13 protein-coding genes are annotated in these 17,796 nt (G+C 59.8%); 3 read left to right on the top strand and 10 right to left on the bottom strand.

Going from position 1 to position 17,796, the window contains the following annotated elements; genetic code table 11:
* Positions 1 to 23: 23 nt before the first annotated feature.
* Positions 24 to 1,046, bottom strand: coding sequence for a DUF4192 family protein (locus RA302_RS00285; RefSeq protein ID WP_141751386.1), 1,023 nt, complete (start codon positions 1,044 to 1,046; stop codon positions 24 to 26).
* Positions 1,047 to 1,805: 759 nt separating this feature from the next.
* On the opposite strand from RA302_RS00285, the gene RA302_RS00280 reads away from it, so the two are divergent.
* Positions 1,806 to 2,324 carry a hypothetical protein gene (locus RA302_RS00280; protein ID WP_141751387.1) on the top strand — a complete coding sequence of 173 codons (519 nt, stop codon included), beginning with the start codon at positions 1,806 to 1,808 and terminating at the stop codon, positions 2,322 to 2,324.
* On the opposite strand, the gene RA302_RS00275 is transcribed toward RA302_RS00280, so the two are convergent.
* The 3 genes from RA302_RS00275 to RA302_RS00265 form a co-directional block, all read right to left on the bottom strand.
* A complete protein-coding gene (locus RA302_RS00275; RefSeq protein ID WP_218102565.1) occupies positions 2,280 to 2,738 on the bottom strand; it encodes a Fic family protein in 459 nt (152 codons plus the stop codon). The genes RA302_RS00280 and RA302_RS00275 overlap by 45 nt on opposite strands.
* Positions 2,739 to 3,184: 446 nt before the next feature.
* A complete protein-coding gene (locus tag RA302_RS00270; protein ID WP_030536685.1) occupies positions 3,185 to 3,370 on the bottom strand; it encodes a hypothetical protein in 186 nt (61 codons plus the stop codon).
* An 89-nt stretch (positions 3,371 to 3,459) separates the two neighbouring features.
* Positions 3,460 to 3,594 carry a hypothetical protein gene (locus RA302_RS00265; RefSeq protein WP_256261680.1) on the bottom strand — a complete coding sequence of 45 codons (135 nt, stop codon included), beginning with the start codon at positions 3,592 to 3,594 and terminating at the stop codon, positions 3,460 to 3,462.
* A gap of 231 nt (positions 3,595 to 3,825) precedes the next feature.
* Here RA302_RS00265 and RA302_RS00260 point away from each other — a divergent pair, with 231 nt between their 5' ends.
* Positions 3,826 to 5,046 carry a hypothetical protein gene (locus RA302_RS00260; protein WP_030536686.1) on the top strand — a complete coding sequence of 407 codons (1,221 nt, stop codon included), beginning with the start codon at positions 3,826 to 3,828 and terminating at the stop codon, positions 5,044 to 5,046.
* A gap of 1,649 nt (positions 5,047 to 6,695) precedes the next feature.
* On the opposite strand, the gene RA302_RS00255 is transcribed toward RA302_RS00260, so the two are convergent.
* Together RA302_RS00255 and RA302_RS00250 are read right to left on the bottom strand one after the other, a co-directional pair.
* Positions 6,696 to 7,082, bottom strand: a complete 387-nt coding sequence (locus RA302_RS00255) for a hypothetical protein (protein ID WP_051720863.1) — start codon at positions 7,080 to 7,082, stop codon at positions 6,696 to 6,698.
* Positions 7,083 to 8,176: 1,094 nt separating this feature from the next.
* Complete coding sequence (locus tag RA302_RS00250; protein ID WP_030536688.1) at positions 8,177 to 8,509, bottom strand: hypothetical protein; 333 nt, start codon at positions 8,507 to 8,509, stop codon at positions 8,177 to 8,179.
* A 170-nt stretch (positions 8,510 to 8,679) separates the two neighbouring features.
* On the opposite strand from RA302_RS00250, the gene RA302_RS00245 reads away from it, so the two are divergent.
* Positions 8,680 to 10,356 (top strand): DUF262 domain-containing protein, encoded by a 1,677-nt coding sequence (locus RA302_RS00245; protein WP_030536689.1) that lies wholly within the window; start codon positions 8,680 to 8,682, stop codon positions 10,354 to 10,356.
* A gap of 314 nt (positions 10,357 to 10,670) precedes the next feature.
* Here the strand turns inward: RA302_RS00245 and RA302_RS00240 are convergent, their stop codons facing one another.
* The 4 genes from RA302_RS00240 to pglZ form a co-directional block, all read right to left on the bottom strand.
* The gene (locus RA302_RS00240) at positions 10,671 to 11,330 is read right to left on the bottom strand and encodes a hypothetical protein (protein WP_030536690.1); all 660 of its coding nucleotides are present in this window, start codon (positions 11,328 to 11,330) and stop codon (positions 10,671 to 10,673) included.
* Between the two features lie 825 nt (positions 11,331 to 12,155).
* Positions 12,156 to 12,446, bottom strand: a complete 291-nt coding sequence (locus tag RA302_RS00235) for a hypothetical protein (RefSeq protein WP_030536692.1) — start codon at positions 12,444 to 12,446, stop codon at positions 12,156 to 12,158.
* 688 nt (positions 12,447 to 13,134) lie between these two features.
* Positions 13,135 to 15,282: a BREX system Lon protease-like protein BrxL gene (brxL, locus tag RA302_RS00230; RefSeq protein ID WP_080712753.1), complete on the bottom strand. Its 2,148-nt coding sequence runs from the start codon at positions 15,280 to 15,282 to the stop codon at positions 13,135 to 13,137.
* Positions 15,282 to 17,786 (bottom strand): BREX-1 system phosphatase PglZ type A, encoded by a 2,505-nt coding sequence (gene pglZ, locus RA302_RS00225; RefSeq protein ID WP_030536694.1) that lies wholly within the window; start codon positions 17,784 to 17,786, stop codon positions 15,282 to 15,284. Before pglZ ends, brxL begins: the two co-directional genes overlap by 1 nt.
* Positions 17,787 to 17,796 lie beyond the last annotated feature (10 nt).

Here is a 17,796-nt window from a genome sequence, read left to right as displayed (position 1 = left end):
GAACCAAACGAACGGGATGTCGGTTATCGCCGATCGACAGCTCCACCGCCCGATCTGCGGTGGAGTCGGCGCTGTATCAGGCAACGAAGCATCTGCGCGTGATCACCGGCGCGGATCTCGCGGCCGTCGTCGCCGGCCAGACCGTCGAACCCGATTCCGCGGAACGGATGGATGTCGTGTTCCCTGTTCCCGGTACGACCGGCGGTTTGTTCGACTGACTTTCCTGCGAGGCGCTGCATTGTGGTTGCGCGGGGAGTTGGCGCAGCGCTTGTTCGGGCTCGATGCCCGAACAAGCGCCACCGCGTACGGGAGTAGCCCCGACTTCTGATTCGAAGTCGGGGCTGCTCTCTTTTGCGTTCAGCTCGCGGGGTTGTCGAAGTCGACGCCGAAGGACTCCGCGACGTCGATGTGTACCGGGGCGAGGACCTCGGCGATCGTGGGCGGGGAACTCCGTTGTGCAGGGCTCCGTCGAGCAGTCGGCGCAGGTTGGTCTGCGCAGGCGTGCAACCGGCGGCTGTGGCAGTGCTCATCACCGCCTCGAAGGCAATTGACGCCGTCGATCCGTCATTGGTGAGGTACGCGCAGTATCCGGTGAGGGTGAGGTCCTGCACGCGCGCGCTGCCACGCACCTGGCACGCGATCGTCGCGAACGAATCAGCGTCGCGCTCACCTTGGGTGAACACTGCCATCTGTGCATTGCGAGCTGACGCGCTGACGGTGGCGCACAGTCCGACACGGGCGGCGAGATCAGCGGTCGGGACCGCGCGGGCACCGATGACCGCTCCGAGTTCGAGGATGGTGATGCGTACGAAGTCGTCGCCCTGGATCCGCTTCGCCTCGTGCGTTGGCGCGGTGGGAGCTTGGGTGGTTTTGGTGAAGCGGTCGATGATTTCTTCGCGGCTACCGTCGGTGGCACGCACGTCCTCGACATAAGCCATGTTGATATCCGAGATGCGGTGATCGGCCGTCGATCCGGTCTCGAAACTGTCGAGGTCCGTCCACCGGGCACCGGCTTCGAGTGACGGGGCGTGCAATGCGCGGGCCACCTCGATTCCTGCGTTGGTGAACGCGTGGCGCACACCGGCAAGGCGACCTCGTCCGCTGCGAGAGCAACGATGATGACGATGTGGCCCTCGCCCGCTTCGCCGCACGGACCAGATGCGCGACGGGGAACCCTGGACTGACGTCCGCGCGGGCGGTCAACGCAACCGTCGTCGCTGACGCTCTCGCGAAGCATGAGCACAACGATCGAGGACACCGGGACAAACCCGAGCACGGTGAAGATCGATGCGAGAACCTCGGTGGCGCTGGTCAAACGGATGGACTGCATGTCGTTCCCCTCAATGATGAACATGTCGTTCCCCTCAGTGATGAAAGCGGCCGGGCCGGGTGTCCCGCCAATTCTTTTCGCCTGCTGGCAAAGGAGAATCGCGTCGGTATGAGGGGCCGAAGTGCCACCCCTGGGTCGAGAAAAATTTCGACAGGACCCTACGAGTGACGAAAAATTTCTCGGAGCCATCGGCCGGCGCTTGCGCCGCCAGGGGTTTGCGCACAGGTCACCGCCGACGAGAATCGGAAGGCCAGAAGGAGAAAAGATGTTCTTCATCCCGGCGGAGCGCCGCGGAGTTCCAATTAGGGGACACCGAAAGTCGCCAGAAAAACCCACCAGATATTCTCGAATGAGAATTCACACCCCGGTGATATCAGGAAAGATCCGGTAACGAACCAGGCTGTACGTCACGGCCCGAGGCCTTATCCGCCTCACATATTTGCGCGAACAACACATACATCGAAAGGGCCTCTACATGTCAAAGTTCGTGCGACAGTTCGGCATAACATTTTCCATCACTGCCGCTGCTCTAATCGCTCCGGCAGGATTCGCCCACGCTGTACCGAGCAGTGCCCCGACGGCATCGACTGATGTTTCCGAACACACGGTGATTACTACCTTCACCAACAATTCGGATCTCACGGTGACCTGCGCCGGCATGGGGGCCAAGCCAATCCCCGAAGGAGAATACGTACAGGACTACAGCCAAACCGTCTTCACCGTAGGCCAAACCGGAAGCGACTCACCGAATCCTCCAATCACCCTGATCCCAGGACAAAGCGAAAGTGTGACTGTCGTCGACGTTCCCGCAGGGACTTACACATTGGAATGGGCGTGCTCCACAGAATGGCAGCAAGGTGTTGACCAGCAAACGTGGGCTACACCGCTGCTTGACTTGGGGCCGGAGATCCATCGCGCACCAACATTGCCTTTTGTTGTGGTAGACGATTCACCGGAAACTTGCAGCGGTTCGATCTGCCTTTCGAATTCCTGAACGAGGAGCTCGATCCCGCACGGCTTTCACGATCGCTCGCGCGGCCTGCCCTCGTGTCGTGGTCGGCGGTGCCGGAAAAGCCAGGCGAACGGTGCGCATGAGTTCGCTGACTTCGGCAGACTCCGCCGATCCCGGTGGCTGGGTCCCAGCGAATGCCTTGTTCAGCGCCTCTTCGAGGCGGTCTGTTCGGGTGGTGGATTGATTGTAGAAGCGAGCGTGAACGAATTCCTCTCGCAATGGCCCATTTTCGGCCAACTGCATGATGTCCAGTTCGTAGCCGGCGTGGCGGGCGAGTTCGGAGAAGAACACGAATTGGGTTCTGGTGTTTCCTTCTCGGAAGCTGTGGATGGAGTTAATTTCTCCCCAGTGTTCGGCGAGGCCGACGACGAATTCTTCGCGGTCTCGGCCGCGCAGGAGATCGTGTTTGGCGAGTCGACGAAATTGAACATTGGCGGCATCAGCTTGGCGGCATCAGCAATGGCCGGGGCGAGGTAGTAGCCGTAGCTCACCATCGGCGCCTGGGGATCGCCTGGCGGGTAATGGACGACGTCGGGTCCGCTTTTACTCATCTGACTGAGCGGGCCCGTGCGTTCTTCTCCGGCCCAGTCGTACACGTCCTGAAAGAGTGCTCGGTGGAGGGCTTTGAGGTGGTTGTAATCGAATGAACCACGAATGGGAACGAGTTTCGCGGCGACCAGGCGCACGGACGCGGCGCGCTCTTCGAACGGCCGGAGCTTATCGGGATCGGTGGTTCCGTAAGGTTCGGTTGCGCTGGTCAGTTTGTTGCGTAGAACAGTTGGTCCGGGGATGTAATAGTCATCCCAGGAACGAAACTGTGGAGTTTTCCGCGGCAAGGGACGTCAGTACCCCAGTTCGCGGCGAAACGCGGCGACTTCTTCTTCCGGGGTGCGAGTTCCGGAAGCGACCCCGCGAGCGGCCGCTTCATCGGCAGGGGTGAAAGTTCCGCCGGCCAGGCGAATTCCCGCTGCGGCGAACTTGACGGATTCTTCGATGTCGCGCGAGGTGGTTTTGCGTGCTGCGGTCATGGGCGCTGCTCCTTGCGTTCGTTTCGTTCGTTCCGTGCTGCGGCGAGGGCAAGTTCGACGGCTTCGACGCCGGGGATTTCTCCGCGTAGTTACCGGCGTCCGATGGCGATGTCCGCAGCGCTGGGCTCCATACCCGCCATGCCGTGACCGGCCGTGGCGGCGGCGATCGCGCGGTCGATCTGGGCTTCTGTCATGGGCGATTTCGCGTTGGATGCGATGCTCACCGGTGCCCCTTCGCCGTCGCAGGGAACAATGCGGTCACACAGAGGGATCTATTCACTATTTTACCTGATCATGGCTGCTTTCCTGCGGTATCCGGGCCTCGCGGAGGCAGTCGGAACCGGTTCCCTGACTGTTCTGGCGGAGCTCGTACGGGCGATGTCAGTGGAGCAAGGCAGAATGCCATCAGAAGAACGTGAATATACATTCGCGTGGGCGGGTGGAAGGAGTCGCACGTGGGTGACCTGTCGCCGATCGAGCCGGACGGGCTAGGCATCGAGGGCTCCATGGAGCTGATGGTCATCGACGACGAGCTCGGTACCGCGCTTGTCGGTACCGAAGATGCCATTGCGGCCTTTGCGCTCGAGTGGGACACAGCGCTCTCACCTGTCCCGATCGACTCCGGCACAATGTTGCCGAAGATGGCCAGTCAGGCATTCGGGGGCCGCGCGGTCGGAGCCGCATACGCGGTTGGCAAGCGATACCACGAGCTGTTCGCTCGGCCGAAATCCGGGGCGACCGTCACTTATCACAAGATGGTGCGTAATCCACAAAGCGGTAAGATCATCTCCAATGCGCGGATCGCGAACCCTGGCGCGATGGTGGCGGGGGTAGGACCGCAGATGGTTGCGATCGCCGCGTTAGAAGCGGCGATCAGCGCCCAGTTCGACCAGGTCCATGAGCACCTGGACGTGATCGAAGACAAGGTGGACGAGCTACTCCGATTGGCCGAGGCTCATCGGATCGGGGATGTGTACGGACAGCACCGTCTCCTCTCGGCCAAAGTGCGGGACCTGGCGTCGGGGCATGCATTGACCAACACAGATTGGTCATCGATCGCCTCGCTGGGGGCAGATTTGGAAGTCGGGATTGAGAGACTTCGGGTCCATGCCGTCAAACAGTTGGAAACGCTGGACGGACGCGCCGGCCCAGGCAAGCGATCCGAGCAACTTGAGCAGCTGTTGAACAAGAACAGACTCGGAGAGACCTTGCAACTGCTGGTCGTAGCCCAAAAATCACTGTTTCAGTGGCACAAGCTCAGGCTGGAACAGGTGCGAAACACTGAGGCGCAGCACGTGGACCAAACCATCACCAGCGCGCGCACAACCCTCCGCGAGCAGCATGAGGCCGACGTACAGCTAGTTACGCGGATGCGAGAGGTCTTGGAAATTAATACCGTGCTGCGCCTGAGCGAAGCGCATCACAAGATTGCCGCCCGCGGTCTTGGCCGGCACCGCGACGCGTTGCGCGAAATTCTGGATCAGTTCATCCAGGCTCGGAACCTGCAGATTACGCAGTGGGACAGCCCGGAACACGCGCGGATCGCCGATGTATTCGTCGCGGCAAAGGACCGGACGTCTGAAGTATTGACGTCCGGGCGACGGCAGTTGGCACGAGGTGCCGCCAACGTCGCCGCGTGGGCCGAGCCCGAACCCAAGGAACCCAAGGACTGCTGACAGCGACCACGCGAACCATACGGGAAGAGCCCAGCTCCTCGATCTAGCTACGTAGGAGTTCCGTGCGGCGAGTCCGCCGGGACAGTCTCATCGCAGGCCCATGAACGTCCCGCTCGATGTTCAGGCACGTACTTCCAGCCCAGTTGGCCATCGACCGACGAACATCGATCGTCGCCGGAATCGGAGTCGCGCTGCTCTTCGGAGCACAACCTGCCGTTGCTTGTCGCGATCGACGCGGTATTCACGGGAGCCTTACGAGAACCTGTCAGGCCGGCCCGTTGTTCAGTAGCGCGTTCGGCACGGCCGCCCCGAGGCAGCTCGGTGGAGTAGCCAGACTTGGTGTTTCACAAGCCGTTTCCGCTGGCCCGGGCGATCCCTAAGGCGCCTTCGAAAGGGCACGGAACCGGAGCCGTCCCGCGGAGTAGCGGCGTGGCGCCCCTGGAAGCGTAGAGATTTACCCCTCGACGATATATCGGCCACCCCAGACCCCAGCCGCTTCCCTTCTCTAGAGCGCACCGCTCACGCACCGATGAAGGCGAGGACACTTGTTGCGGCACAACGATATTGCCGTCGAAAGTTCGCTACGTACCGACGAGAACCGCGAATCCGGGTCGTAGGATCGGCACGGGACCTCTGCACTGTCCATGCCGCCATCCTGACATGAACACGAAAGTCCACATCGTTGCGGAAGGGCTTCTCGTCAAGTGTCCACAGCGAGAACCTGCACAAGGTGGGATCTCATTGTTCACGCGACTAGAAGCTCGACGAAAGCCTGTATATGCGGTCACCACGAAGAGAGGACACTCGGAGGTGGTTCGGTTCTGTGCTGAATCGAGTCGCTTGAACCCGTCGAGTGCTCTCCCATTCGTACTCGATGGGCACAGCACAAGACGTTCTTCGGTGCTCGTCGATCTGGGTTGATCTCGAATGCGTCGCTGTTCCAGTCGAAACCAGGCGGAGTGGGCGCGCGGCGACGGTGCGTCGTGCTCCCGACAACAACGGCGCGAGGTGCTCCTCAAGAATAGTTCGGGGGTCCGACAGTGATGATGTCCTTGGTTCCTCGCGGCCGTACCTCCAGGTGCGCCTGTCGCCAAGGTAAGGCGTGTCTTCGCAGTGTTGTCTTTGGCCGGAGCACTTCCTGTGCGCAGCGCCTGCACCGTAACGCGCCACTATCAGGCGCGATGAACGAAGTAAGCCAGGGAAGGAAAGACACATGATCGGACGCCTACCTGGTTTTCCCGAAGAAATGCTGTTCTGGTACGCATTCTTGCTGCCACTGGCCGCCTGTTGAAGTCCACTCTGAGGAGAAGAACAATGATCGGATACTTACCTGACCTGTTTGTCATGCCTCCCGTCTGGGGGTGGACCAGCACAACCTGGAACGCACTTGCCACATGGTGGAATCAGTTCTGACTTCGCTTAATCACCACCAACTCCGCCGAATTATCGACGTGAAATAACTCCGAAATCAAACCATCAGTCGGTTTTGCACTGAGATACCAAGAGGCCAAGAGAGGCTGTACAGGTCTGGAAGTCGAATGATTCAAAGAGTGGGCCGCGCTCTTCCTAGATTCTTCCTGGATTTTGGCGTGAGGGACGGTACAGACCGGGGCCGTCGATTCGTCCGCGCCGGACGCTCTGCAGGTAGTTCAGGTACGGTTTTCGAGTTTGTCTGCTACTCGCTTGCCCAGGAGTTTGTCCACGGGGTGCCGATCGATCTGATTCAGTGTCAGGGACGACTCTGGGTGGGTCAATCGGGTCACGACCTCGGTCGATGGCTGCGGCACCTCCAGTGCCACCTCCCGTGCTTCGGTGGAGTCGATGTTCTCGTACACCCATTCGTTTGCATCGTCTTCTCGTCCGAAGTCCGCCGTCAGGAACCAGTTGGCGAGGAACATGCGGCTTTTCGGCAGCAGCGTCCACACTTTTTCGCGGTCGATCGCAGCGCGTGCACCCGGCCGCGTGACGGCGAGCCATTCCAATGCGCCGCTCGACGCATTGCTGACCCGCCAGAATTCCCAACCATCTTTAGCCACGTACGTCACTTCCTCGTTCTGATCAGTCCACTGGGTTCGCCGAAAACTTACCTTGCCGCACCTTCATCATTACCGCTGGCAAGTCAACGTCCTTCGCGATACGCCTGCGGCATTGATGAATTGAATTTGATCCCTCTCGCGATGTCGGCGCAGCTATCCGCAAAGGAAAGCCGGCCCCAGGTGTCGGAGAGGTGTGAGAACATCCGATATGGGCCAACGACGGAAGAAGCAAAATTCGGTAGAGCTGCCAAGTGAAAGCAAGCGTCAGAGGGTTGCACGTGCCGAGTTGAAGCAGGTGGAACAGTTCTTACGAACGGCGACCGACGTCGCATCTGCTCGCCCACTCTCAGAGCGTGAGCGCGAACTGGTTGCTGAAGCTCGTCGACTGCGCCGGCAACTGTACGTGCGGCTAGGCCCGAAGCCTCTTCCTGCGGCGAAGAAAGTTCCGCCTTGCGGAAGGCCGGCCCCGGCCGGAGGGATCCGCTCTGTCGTTTCCGGCGGTCTGCCCGGAACGGGTAAACGCCGATAACAAACGGCCGGCAGTTCCGCAGGGCACGCTTCCTACTGTGGTCCAGATCCGCCCACCGGCCGTCCGTGAGACGTAAAGCGCACTCGCGCTGCATGAACGGCACTGCGCAAGTTCGCCAGCCCACTCACCGACTTCCAAAATCACACCGCCGTTGTCCGAATCGCGTTCGACCGGGAAAGAGGGCATCGACCAGTGCAGCACTCAGCGTTGACTACTGGCTCTCATCTCGGTAGCCAACAGCATCTCTGCGACGGCGTAAACCATTGCTGTGCAACATCTCTCGCAGTTTATCTGACATAATTCATGTTATCGGCAGTATTTCTGCGATGCCAATTAGAAAGGTGGTTCGCCGGGAGACAAGCCTGTTGGCCCTCGGTATCGACGGAGGTGTGCTGCGGCATCTGCGAAGGAATCGTGCAGTTCACGAGCGCGAGCGAACCGTTCGATCTGTTCGGGTGTCTTGGTCTCAGGATCGACTACCCGAGAACCCCCGGGATAATCTCGTGGACAAAAATCCATACCCGATCGGGCTTGTGCTTAGTTTCCAATCGAGCAGTCGTCGCACTCAATCGTGCAGAGCTTCATTGCCGTCCATCTCGTACTGAGCGTGTAGCAGCGACAACGCGGTGTGCAGATCCGACACCGCATGTGCCAGATACAGGCCGACCGAAATCTCCTGGCCCGACTCGGCCTCGCCTGCGCCAGCCGTAGCGGGTGTGGCGAACAGGATTTCGCGTGCATCGCTGATCCCGGCGAGGGCGTCATTGAGGACGGCGCGCATGACGCTGAGCTTGTGGTCGACTGTCTGGCTGTTCTCGTGCAATCCGGTGACGAATTCGCCGTTGCCGACTATGGGATTGGAGTCGCCCGGGAATGATGTGGAGCCTATGGATCTCATTTCTCGCTCTGAGCTCGGCCGCCTTCAACGTGTCGACTCCATACTCGATATGTGGAACCTTCTCACTTCGCCGTTTCTCAAGCGCCTCGGTCTCACCGAAATTTATGACCCAGAAGCGTCTCGGTCACGTCGGAGGTAACGATAGGTTCCTGGTGGGAGATGATGTGAATGTGAAACAGCTGGAAGCGCATGAGGTACCCCTCCGCAAAGTATTTTGCAGTGACTACGATTTCCGGATCCCGGAGTACCAACGCCCATATTCCTGGGGAACGGAGCAAGCCTGCCAGCTTCTCGAAGACCTGACAGAAGCCCTCGATCGAGGTCCCGACGAACCGTACTTCCTGGGTTCGGTAGTCCTGGTGAAGTCGAGCGACGAAACGTCTGCCGACGTCATCGACGGCCAACAGCGTCTCACCACCCTGACAATTCTGCTGGCAGTTCTGCGCGACCTTACCGTCGATCCCGGCCTTGCTCGTGAACTCGAAGTGATGCTCCAAGAACCCGGCAGCAAAGTGCAGGGGCTGGCGTCGAAGCCGCGGCTTACCCTGCGTGATCGGGACTCCGACTTTTTCGCCGAGTTCATCCAGAATCCAGGGCAGCTCCAGGCACTCTTCGCACGGAAGTCGGAATCCTTGGCGACCGATGCGCAACGGTCAATACAGGTCAATGCGAGAGCTTTATGGGAGTCATTACAATCTCGCGACGAGAACTCCCGCCTCGGGCTTGTGCAACTTCTCGGGCAAAAGACGTTTCTCGTGATCGTGACCACGCCAGATCTCAACAGTGCTCACCGCATTTTCTCCGTCATGAATGCGCGAGGTCTTGACCTCTCACCTGCGGATATCTTCAAATCCCAGGTGGTCGGAGCAATGCCAGAAGGCCTGTCGAAGGTGTATGCGGACAAATGGGAAGACGCCGAAGCTGCTCTCGGTCATGACGATTTCGGTGATCTGTTTCTCCACATCCGCATGATCTTTTCTAAGGAACGCGGAAAACGAGAGCTGCTCAAGGAGTTTCCCGAGCAGGTCCTCAACGCGTATCTCCCGGACCGCGCGACGGAGTTCGTCGACGACATCGTCGCCCCGTACGCCAACGCCTATCGACAAATGCGCGATCACTCGTACGCCGCCACTCAAGGCGCTGACCTGGTCAACGCGTGGTTTCGCCGGCTCGACAAGATCGAGAACAACGACTGGCGCCCTGTCTCGCTCTGGGCTCTGCGGCATCACAGCGACGATCCAGTCTGGCTCGATACCTTCCTCAAACAACTCGAACGACTCGCCTCCAGCATGTTGATCCGTCGCGTCTACAACACTCCCCGTGTCCAGCGCTACGCGGAAATACTGCGTGAACTCGATGCCGGCGCCGGATTGGACGCCCCGTCCTTCGCTCTCACCTCTAAGGAGATCGAGGAAACTATCCAGGGCCTGGAAGGCGACGTTTACCTCTACACCAAGGGACGCCGCTATATTCTCTTGCGACTGGACGAGGCGTTGGCGAAAAGCCCCGGCGTGCGATACGAGCATCGACTCATCACTGTCGAACACGTACTCCCCCAGAACCCAGCCCCCGGATCGCAGTGGCTCAACGATTTCACCACCAACCAACGCAACGAGTGGACACACCGCCTCGCGAACCTCGTATTGCTCAACCAGGCAAAGAACTCCGAAGCGCAGAACTTCGACTTCGACAAGAAGAAATCGAAGTACTTCACCGGCAAGCGCGGCGTAGCGACATTCGCGTTGACCAGCCAAGTACTCAACGAACCAGAATGGACCCCGACTGCCATGCAGGACCGCCAGAAAACCCTGCTGGCAGCGTTACGCGACGAATGGGATCTCGGATAATCGAAAGCCGATCCGACATCCGCCGCATAGACGGGGATAGCGGCCGGTGGAGGCCGCCATGCCGACAGCGTCGCAGTCAACGCGGTGATGTGTCTTTGGCGGGGGGCACTTCCCGTGCCCAAAACCTGCACCAGGTGGGTCAGTTACTCGGCGGCGAGAGCAAGCAACCTTCTCCGTTCACTGCAATGGCACGATGACTTCTCCCATTTCTTGTGCACCGGTGGCAGGAATCGCCTCCGCCTTAGAGCCGCTCCTCGCCGAGCCCGGATACCTGGTTTCAGTCTGGGGTTCGTTTGTCATTTTGATGCCGCGCGCTATGAGACGGTGCGTATCTTGAAGCCGAATGATTCAAGAGGGCTTAATGCTCGTCCTGTATTTTGGTTGTTGGTGGCGAAGACCGTGATTCGTCCGCTCTCATCGATACTCGATGCATAGAAGCGCACGTGGTAGGCAACGAGGTCGTTCTGCATCTTGAAGTTCGAGTCGTATTCGAGAATGAAGATGGTCTCGCTGCCGGTGGTGATGCATGTCGCGCCGGCGATTGCGCCGCCGATCGGGTTTCCGTCGAAGAATTTTCCCGGCGCGCAGATCGCTCCTAACCAATCCTCGGCAGTTTCGTCAATCGCGTTGTCGTCGCTCGCGGCCGCGGATGCGGTGGAGTCCTGGGTGCCGCTGTTCTTACTTTCTGATGACAGTGCAAGGCCGGCGAACACCGCGCCGGCCACAAGTACGCTCGCCGATCCGATAGCGAGAGTGCGCACATGAGTGGCCCGCCCGGCGACCGGGCCGAGTGGATCGTGACGGGCCTTCGTGCGTGACTTGACGTAGAGGAAGAAGCCGCAGGCAGCCGCAACAAAGGGAAATATGCCGAGCCGGATGTAGGTGCCTTGGGTGCTGGTGCCCCTGACGATCTGACCCAAAGCGATGAATACCGCCCCGAGGGACAGCGCCAGCAGTATCAGTGCGAGTGACATGGCGGCAACTGTCGCCCAATGTCGATCTACAGGCCTGTGCCCGTGAGAGAGCGGTGTCGGGCGCGTCTGGGGACGCGTGGGCGCGGCATCGAGGGGCGCGGTGTGCGATGACCACGCTGTTCCGTCCCACCACCTGAGCACGTGGGTGTCGTGATCGGCGTACCAGCCCGGATTCGCCTTCGGACCAGGGTTGCCTGCCGATTCGGAATCTATGGGTCTATCCCACAGATGTTGGAAGTTGCTGTGCGAGGACGTGTCACTTCCCGACCTCTTGGCGATTGGGTCACGTGGATCAGGGGTGGCGGGCATCTTCGGATCGTGGTGGGAAGTCACAGATATTGCCCTGTATTTCAGGTGTGGTCGTGTTCGAGATCGAAAAATGAATCAAAGCTAGGTAATGAAGGGCCTCAGGTATCTGATCAATCCGTCTCGCGGCGCGCGCTGTTCCGCGGTGTTACGAGTTCGAGTGGCGGGCGATAGTTGCTTGTTTTGCTGCGGCGAATTCGGCGACATCGAGGATACCTTGATGATGGAGGTCGGCGAGGTTATGGAGTTCTTCCGCCAGACTTGTCGAAGGCGCCGCGGCGGTAGCACTTGGACTGTGCTGTATGTGGAATGTGGGGCGCTAGTAATCGATGATTTTCCTCTGAAATTTGGTGAGGTGAGGAAGAGCCAGTTTGTGCTGCGCTTTGGGGAGTGGAAGGCAGTTCGAAAGAGTGAAGGGACTCTCAGCGGCCTTGTTGCGGCTGGTGCCGGCCGATCTCCAGTAGTCGTGGTTCGCGGTTCCCTGGTAGCTCGGGGTAAGTACTTCGAGAACACCGCTCATCATCCCGCTGGGAAGGTGGTAACTCGTCCACCGCCCATGGATCCGGGCATGAAGCCGGCCATGCCGCCGACTTTCGCAATGATGAGACGGTCTTCGGATGCAGCGAGGATCCCTGCGGACCCGGAGTTGATGACGAACCAGGGCAATTCGTCTGGGGCTGTGTGCTCGTCTATGGTTCGCCACGCGACATCCTTGAGCGGCGCACCGATGATTTCGACGTCGAATCGGCCGGCGTCGCGTGCGCGCACGTTTTCGGTGGCGGGCAGCATCGCAGGCTCGAAGAGGCTCACGTATCCCGGGAGGGAAACCTGCCGAAGCCAGGTGGTGGATGTAGTGACTGACGAAGTCGATGTCCGCGTCTGTGGTCGCGCCGAACTGATGCACTTGCTGGGCGAGGTCGGTGACGTGAAGTTGCTTCCCTGTCATCTTCTTGACGAACTCGAACCGGGATGTATTGTCGGCGTCGACGGCGACTCGGGGGCCGCGGGTAGCTATTTCGATGCTGCTGAATGCCATGACACGGGCATTTGTGATTGCCAGTCCGTCCAGCACAGGCCGGAGTTGATTGGTTTTCGACAAGGCCCAAATTTCCTCGCCCGGAAAGAGTTGCCCCCGCAAGTTCGCCACCCACTTCTCGGCCCCACGCAGGTTAACCCGAAAATTGAAAGCGATCGCTTACCCTCAGACGGAGACCGTCGTCGGGGGATTCGATTCTTGTCCGTAGAGGTTCTTTACTCCTGCTTCGCGAGCGCCACCCGTGACCAAATCGTGCTGCACGGCGGCACCCGCCACAACGGCGAAGCAAAAATTGACGCTGCCCGGCGAACGAGAATGAGGACGAATGACTGTAGACACTCCGATGTGGAAATCTCAATCGACTATCACCATTCCGGGGAAGGGCAACGCCGAGGTAACCATCACGGAGCTGCTGTCAAAGACGCTTGGTGCCGCTCGTTCCGTCCTCATCGACGTCCGCCGTCAATTCGCTTCCCGGATATACGTCACGCCGAATGCCCTGGCCTGACGGAACTCCTGCCGCGTACTGCCGAAGTCGAACCAGCCGCCTTCTTGCTTCTGAAAGATGTCGAGGCCCCGGCCGAGGTTGATTCGCCAACCGTTGTTCGTGCGGATCCAGCGATCATGACCGCCAGGGTCCTTAGCCACGTCAAGCTTGATGCCCTGTTGGGCAGCCCCCTGAATGATCTGGCCGATCATCTGCAACTGTCTCTTCTGATACTCAGGGTCGGTCTCGAGCAGGGTGTAGAGCTTGAATGTCACCTCGTCGGCGGGGTCTTTGGCCGAGGCGATCAAGGCCAGTAACTCGACGAGATTCCGACCCTGGTGGTTCATCCGGATGTACGGGTCGTGCAACTCGATCTCGGACGCGCCGCGCAGGTACGGCATAAGGAGGGTCTCGTAGGAGACGCCGCGTTGATTTTCGACGAAATCCCGGTGCCCTTGATACAACTCCTCCTTTACCGGGACGGAGACGACCGCCTTCTCCGAGCCGGCCGCACCCACCACGGGTTGGGCCGGACCGGCAAGGTTCTCGATCTCCTCGACAGCGTCTGGGCGATCGCGGTAGTAGTGCCGGGGGTACTCGTCTTCCTCCAGTGTCGTGACAGCGGTCCACTCACCCGCGAGTGATTGGTACCCGAACCTCACCGTTGCCATGGTGGAGTCCATGCGCAGGATCTGGTCCTTGACGCGTTTGCGACCCTCGATTGCGAAGCGCAAGATCTCTTCGATCTCCTGGGCGGTGGCCTTCTCGTGCGGATAGAGCAATTTCATCAGTCCGGAGAACGTCTTGTGGATGCCGTCTCGGTCGCGAGTGGAGATGTCCGAGCCGAGTGTGTAGTACTGCTGGTAACGATCAGAGTAGTCGAGATTTCGCATCGACTTGAGGACTTCGGCAATGTAGTCGACAACGAAACCGTAACCGCTGGAGAACATCTCGCCGCGGATCGTGTCAATTTCCCAACCAGGGATGTAAAAGTGCAAGCGGTCGAGGTAGGCCGAGTCGTGGTAGCTCTCGGGGAGCTCGTCGAAGAGATCTGAGTGCTTGAGCATGTACGGAACGGTGTGCGAGGTGTTGCCGACGAACACCATCGACGCCTCCGCCCCAAGCGTCTCGACACCGCGGGAGAAGGACTTGTTCGCCATGTAGTTCTTCATGATGTCGACCAGCGCCTTGTCGGTCCGCTTCTTCTTGCCCGCGAACTCATCGAACGCGACAACGTCCCAGTAGCCGACAAGACCGATCTTCCCGTTGGCGTTGTTCACGAACAGTTTCGGCACGGTGATCTCACCGCCGGAGATCAACATGCCGTGGGGCGAGAACTCAGAGTAGATGTGCGATTTGCCGGTGCCCTTCGGGCCCAGTTCGACGAGGTTGTAGTTGCGCTCCACGAACGGGATCAGCCGGATCAACTGAAGCAGTTTCGCGCGTCGCCCGAACAGCTCGGGGTTGAAGCCGATTGACTGGACCAGAAGGTCTATCCAGTCTTCGGTGGTGAACTCGGCCCGGGCCTGGAGGTAACCGGCGTAGTCAAAACTCGACATCTGGATCGGCTGCAATCGACCCAAAATCCAGGGCGCCACACGGGCGTCGTCACTGTGGAAGTACTCGATGTCGCACAGGCACCACACGCCGCCCACCAGTAGTTTCTGGTTCGCGGTCACCGTGCTCGAATCCACGAGCACCCCGCTGATGCCGACGTTCGCGAACGACGCCTGATAGACGTCGTCCTTCTCGTTCAACGTCACGCTGACCCGGTCAATGATCCGGAAGCGACCCTTCTCGCGAATCTTCGACTTCACCAGCTCCGACTCGTTGCGGTGAACATAGTGCTCGGCAAGGATCCGGCGCACCTTCTCGATGCCCTCCTGGATCGTCGCCTCGTCGTCGGACGCGGCGAACTGCCCGAGCAGGTACTCCAGTACGTAAGACGGCACGATCGCGTTGCCTTTGACCGCCTTGACGAGGTCCTTGCGCACGACAGCACCCGGGAAATGCGCGTTGATCTTGCGGTCCAACGCCGTCAGCTCGGGCACGGCACCAGCAGGCCCCTCCTCGGGCGTCTGCTCGATGAGGGCCGCCTCGGTCAGGTCGATGTGGTCACTCATCAGAAATCCCATCCGTCGTCACTGGCGAAGGCACGTTTGATCGTGAATGGCGCGCTCTTGTATTTCTTCCACTGATCGGTACCCTCGATCGGCTCCGAGAGTCGGAATTCGACGCTATGGTTGTTGGCCTCGTCTGCGTCCCTACTGAGAAGCAGTGTCACGCTTTGGAATCGATCGCGACCAGCATCACTGCTCGAGTCGAAGGCCATCTCCTGCTCGTTTGATATCAGTGTGTCTCCGAAGTAGAGACCAGCACGCAGCCGCCGCGCGGGTTTGTGCGGCTCCACCTTGGCCGATTGGTACAACTTGACCACGATCTGCCCGGTCGTGATCCGATCCGACTCGGGGTGAATGTCGACATTCACCGGATCGACTGTGTCGCTGCGCCTCTTGTTGATCTGGATCACCGGTACTACGATCTCCTGCAGCGAGGCGCCACCGTGCACAAACTGGAATCCGGCTCCGGGCTGCACGATCCGCTGAATCGAATTCGGGATCTGCACTTCCAGGTCGCTCGACAGTCCCACTTGGTCGGGCTTGAACGTCGTGAACGCCGCGTCCTTCTTCAAACCTCGCCCCAGCACGTAGCGGCGCGTTGATTTTACGATCTGCTCACCCTGCGGTTTCACCGTGAGATTGAACTGCTCGGCCAGTTTGGAGCGCTGATAGAGGAACCCGTGATCGGCGGTGATGATGATGTTCGTCGCGTTCGCGCTCGCAAGCTTTTTGACGATGTCGATCAGCTCACGGACCGCGTCCGCTGCCGCCGTGAAGGTTCGGTGTTCGGAGACGGGTTTGTCCCCGGTCGCGTCGATCGTGTCGTGGTAGACGTACAGAACCTGATTTGACGAGTACAGGTCACGACGATCGGCCGGCTTCATCTCGACGAAGTCCGTCGCCCGGATCGCCGTCCCGCCAACTGCGCTGAGGATCTTGCTGCGGTTCGCGGTGCCGTCGGACTTCTGTCCGTCGACCAGCACCGGATCGCCGTCTGAGGAATGCGCCAGCGTGGTGTGTGGGAGTAGTGCCGCCATCCCGAGTTGTGTGTACGACGGCAGGACGCCGAGCATGGCGTCGATGGAAGCGGAGAACTTGTTCTCTCCTCGGATCTTCGCACTCAGCTCGTCGGCAATCTCGTAACGGAGTGCGTCGGAAATGATAACGACGGCCTTCTTACGGCCTTTGAGTGTCGGGGCGACGTACTGGTCGTAGAACGACGATTGCGAGGTCATGTTGATGGTGCGCCACTGCGGAACTGCATCGACTTGTTGCTGCCATGCCGCCCCGAGCGGAGCGAGGAAATCGGTGACGTAAGCCTTCTCGACCAGTTCGGCAAGCATCGCAATCGGCTGCTTGAACTCAGCAGTGAGATACGCCTGGGTGAACTGGCGATAGCACTGGTCGATACGGAACCACTCGTCGCGATACCGTGTCAGTCCCTCGTCGAAGCTGCTGATGTGAAACACGGCGTTCCGGATCGCCTGAATGAGTTCGGCTGCGGCGCTCAACCCCTCGTACAGAGTCGCGTAGTCGTCAAACCAGAAGCTGTCGCGACGTCTGGCACTAATCGCATCGGCGATATCGCGATACGACATTGTCTGCGCACCGATACCCTCCACCAGACGCCGGATCACCTCACGCTCACTGGCATCGAAGATGTCCGTGTCCTTCAGTGTCTCCCAACCAATCTCACTGACGTGATCGGCGTAGTCGAGGTTACCCTCGACGGTCCGGGCCAGTGACTTCATCGCTGCACTGCTGCGTTTAGAGTCACGGAAACCGCGGAAGTCGAGCGCCAGGTTTCGTGCCTTCTTCGACTCGGCGACTCCGAACCCGTCGACGGCGCGCTGAAACATCCATAGCACGAACCCAGCCATCGTCGGCGTCTGCGAGGTGAACCCGTAGAAGCCGGAGGCTCCGGCCCAGTAGAAGTCCGCGAGGCCGTGGGCGGAAAGCGCGTCAAATCCGGTGGTATCGCCGTCGGCGTGCTGCATCAGCAGCGTGCGCGTCAACTCTGAGAAGCTGTGTTCCTTCTGGTTCAGAAGCACGGCGCACATTTGTGCCTGCGCCACCGTCAGGTCGCTGCCTCTCAACGGCAACGATTTGAGCCTCGCCACCAGCTTCGCGTCGTTGAAGAACGACTGATACCTGGCAATCAACTCGTCGGAACCCGGCGCTGTGAGCTCGAGGTCGACCCTCATCAACGCGTCACGGTCTGCGGTGAACACCGGGCCGTAGGCCAGTTCGATGTCGAGCAACCAGTTCCCGACACCTTCGGGCACGCTACCGGATCGGTAGATCAAGAACTTCGCCGTCGGTTCTTCACGCAGTACCCGATGTTTGACTGCGAATTCGTCATCGGCGATGCGCAGCACCGTCACGTCGCTCAGCGCGAGCGCGTCGAGGGCGGCGGCGTAGCCGCCGTCGGGATCGTGCCATACGACTATGCGCTTGGAGTCGAAGCGATCCGCAAGGTGGTCCGCGATCGTGGGGGTCTTACTCATTCATCGTCCT

Source organism: Rhodococcus sp. DN22 (genome assembly GCF_036669995.1).
GTDB classification, from domain to species: Bacteria; Actinomycetota; Actinomycetes; order Mycobacteriales; family Mycobacteriaceae; genus Rhodococcus_F; species Rhodococcus_F erythropolis.
The sequence above is the reverse complement of the archived record's forward strand: the minus strand, read 5'-3'. Positions and strand labels throughout refer to the sequence as shown.

What these genes read in the sequence shown, in the direction of transcription:
- RA302_RS00240 (WP_030536690.1), bottom strand. Translation starts at nt 11,330, where the DNA reads ATGTCACTCGCACTGATACTGCTGGCGCTGTCCCTCGGGGCGGTATTC.
- RA302_RS00280 (WP_141751387.1), top strand. Translation starts at nt 1,806, where the DNA reads ATGTCAAAGTTCGTGCGACAGTTCGGCATAACATTTTCCATCACTGCC.
- RA302_RS00250 (WP_030536688.1), bottom strand. Translation starts at nt 8,509, where the DNA reads ATGAGATCCATAGGCTCCACATCATTCCCGGGCGACTCCAATCCCATA.
- RA302_RS00270 (WP_030536685.1), bottom strand. Translation starts at nt 3,370, where the DNA reads ATGACCGCAGCACGCAAAACCACCTCGCGCGACATCGAAGAATCCGTC.
- brxL (WP_080712753.1), bottom strand. Translation starts at nt 15,282, where the DNA reads ATGAGTGACCACATCGACCTGACCGAGGCGGCCCTCATCGAGCAGACG.
- pglZ (WP_030536694.1), bottom strand. Translation starts at nt 17,786, where the DNA reads ATGAGTAAGACCCCCACGATCGCGGACCACCTTGCGGATCGCTTCGAC.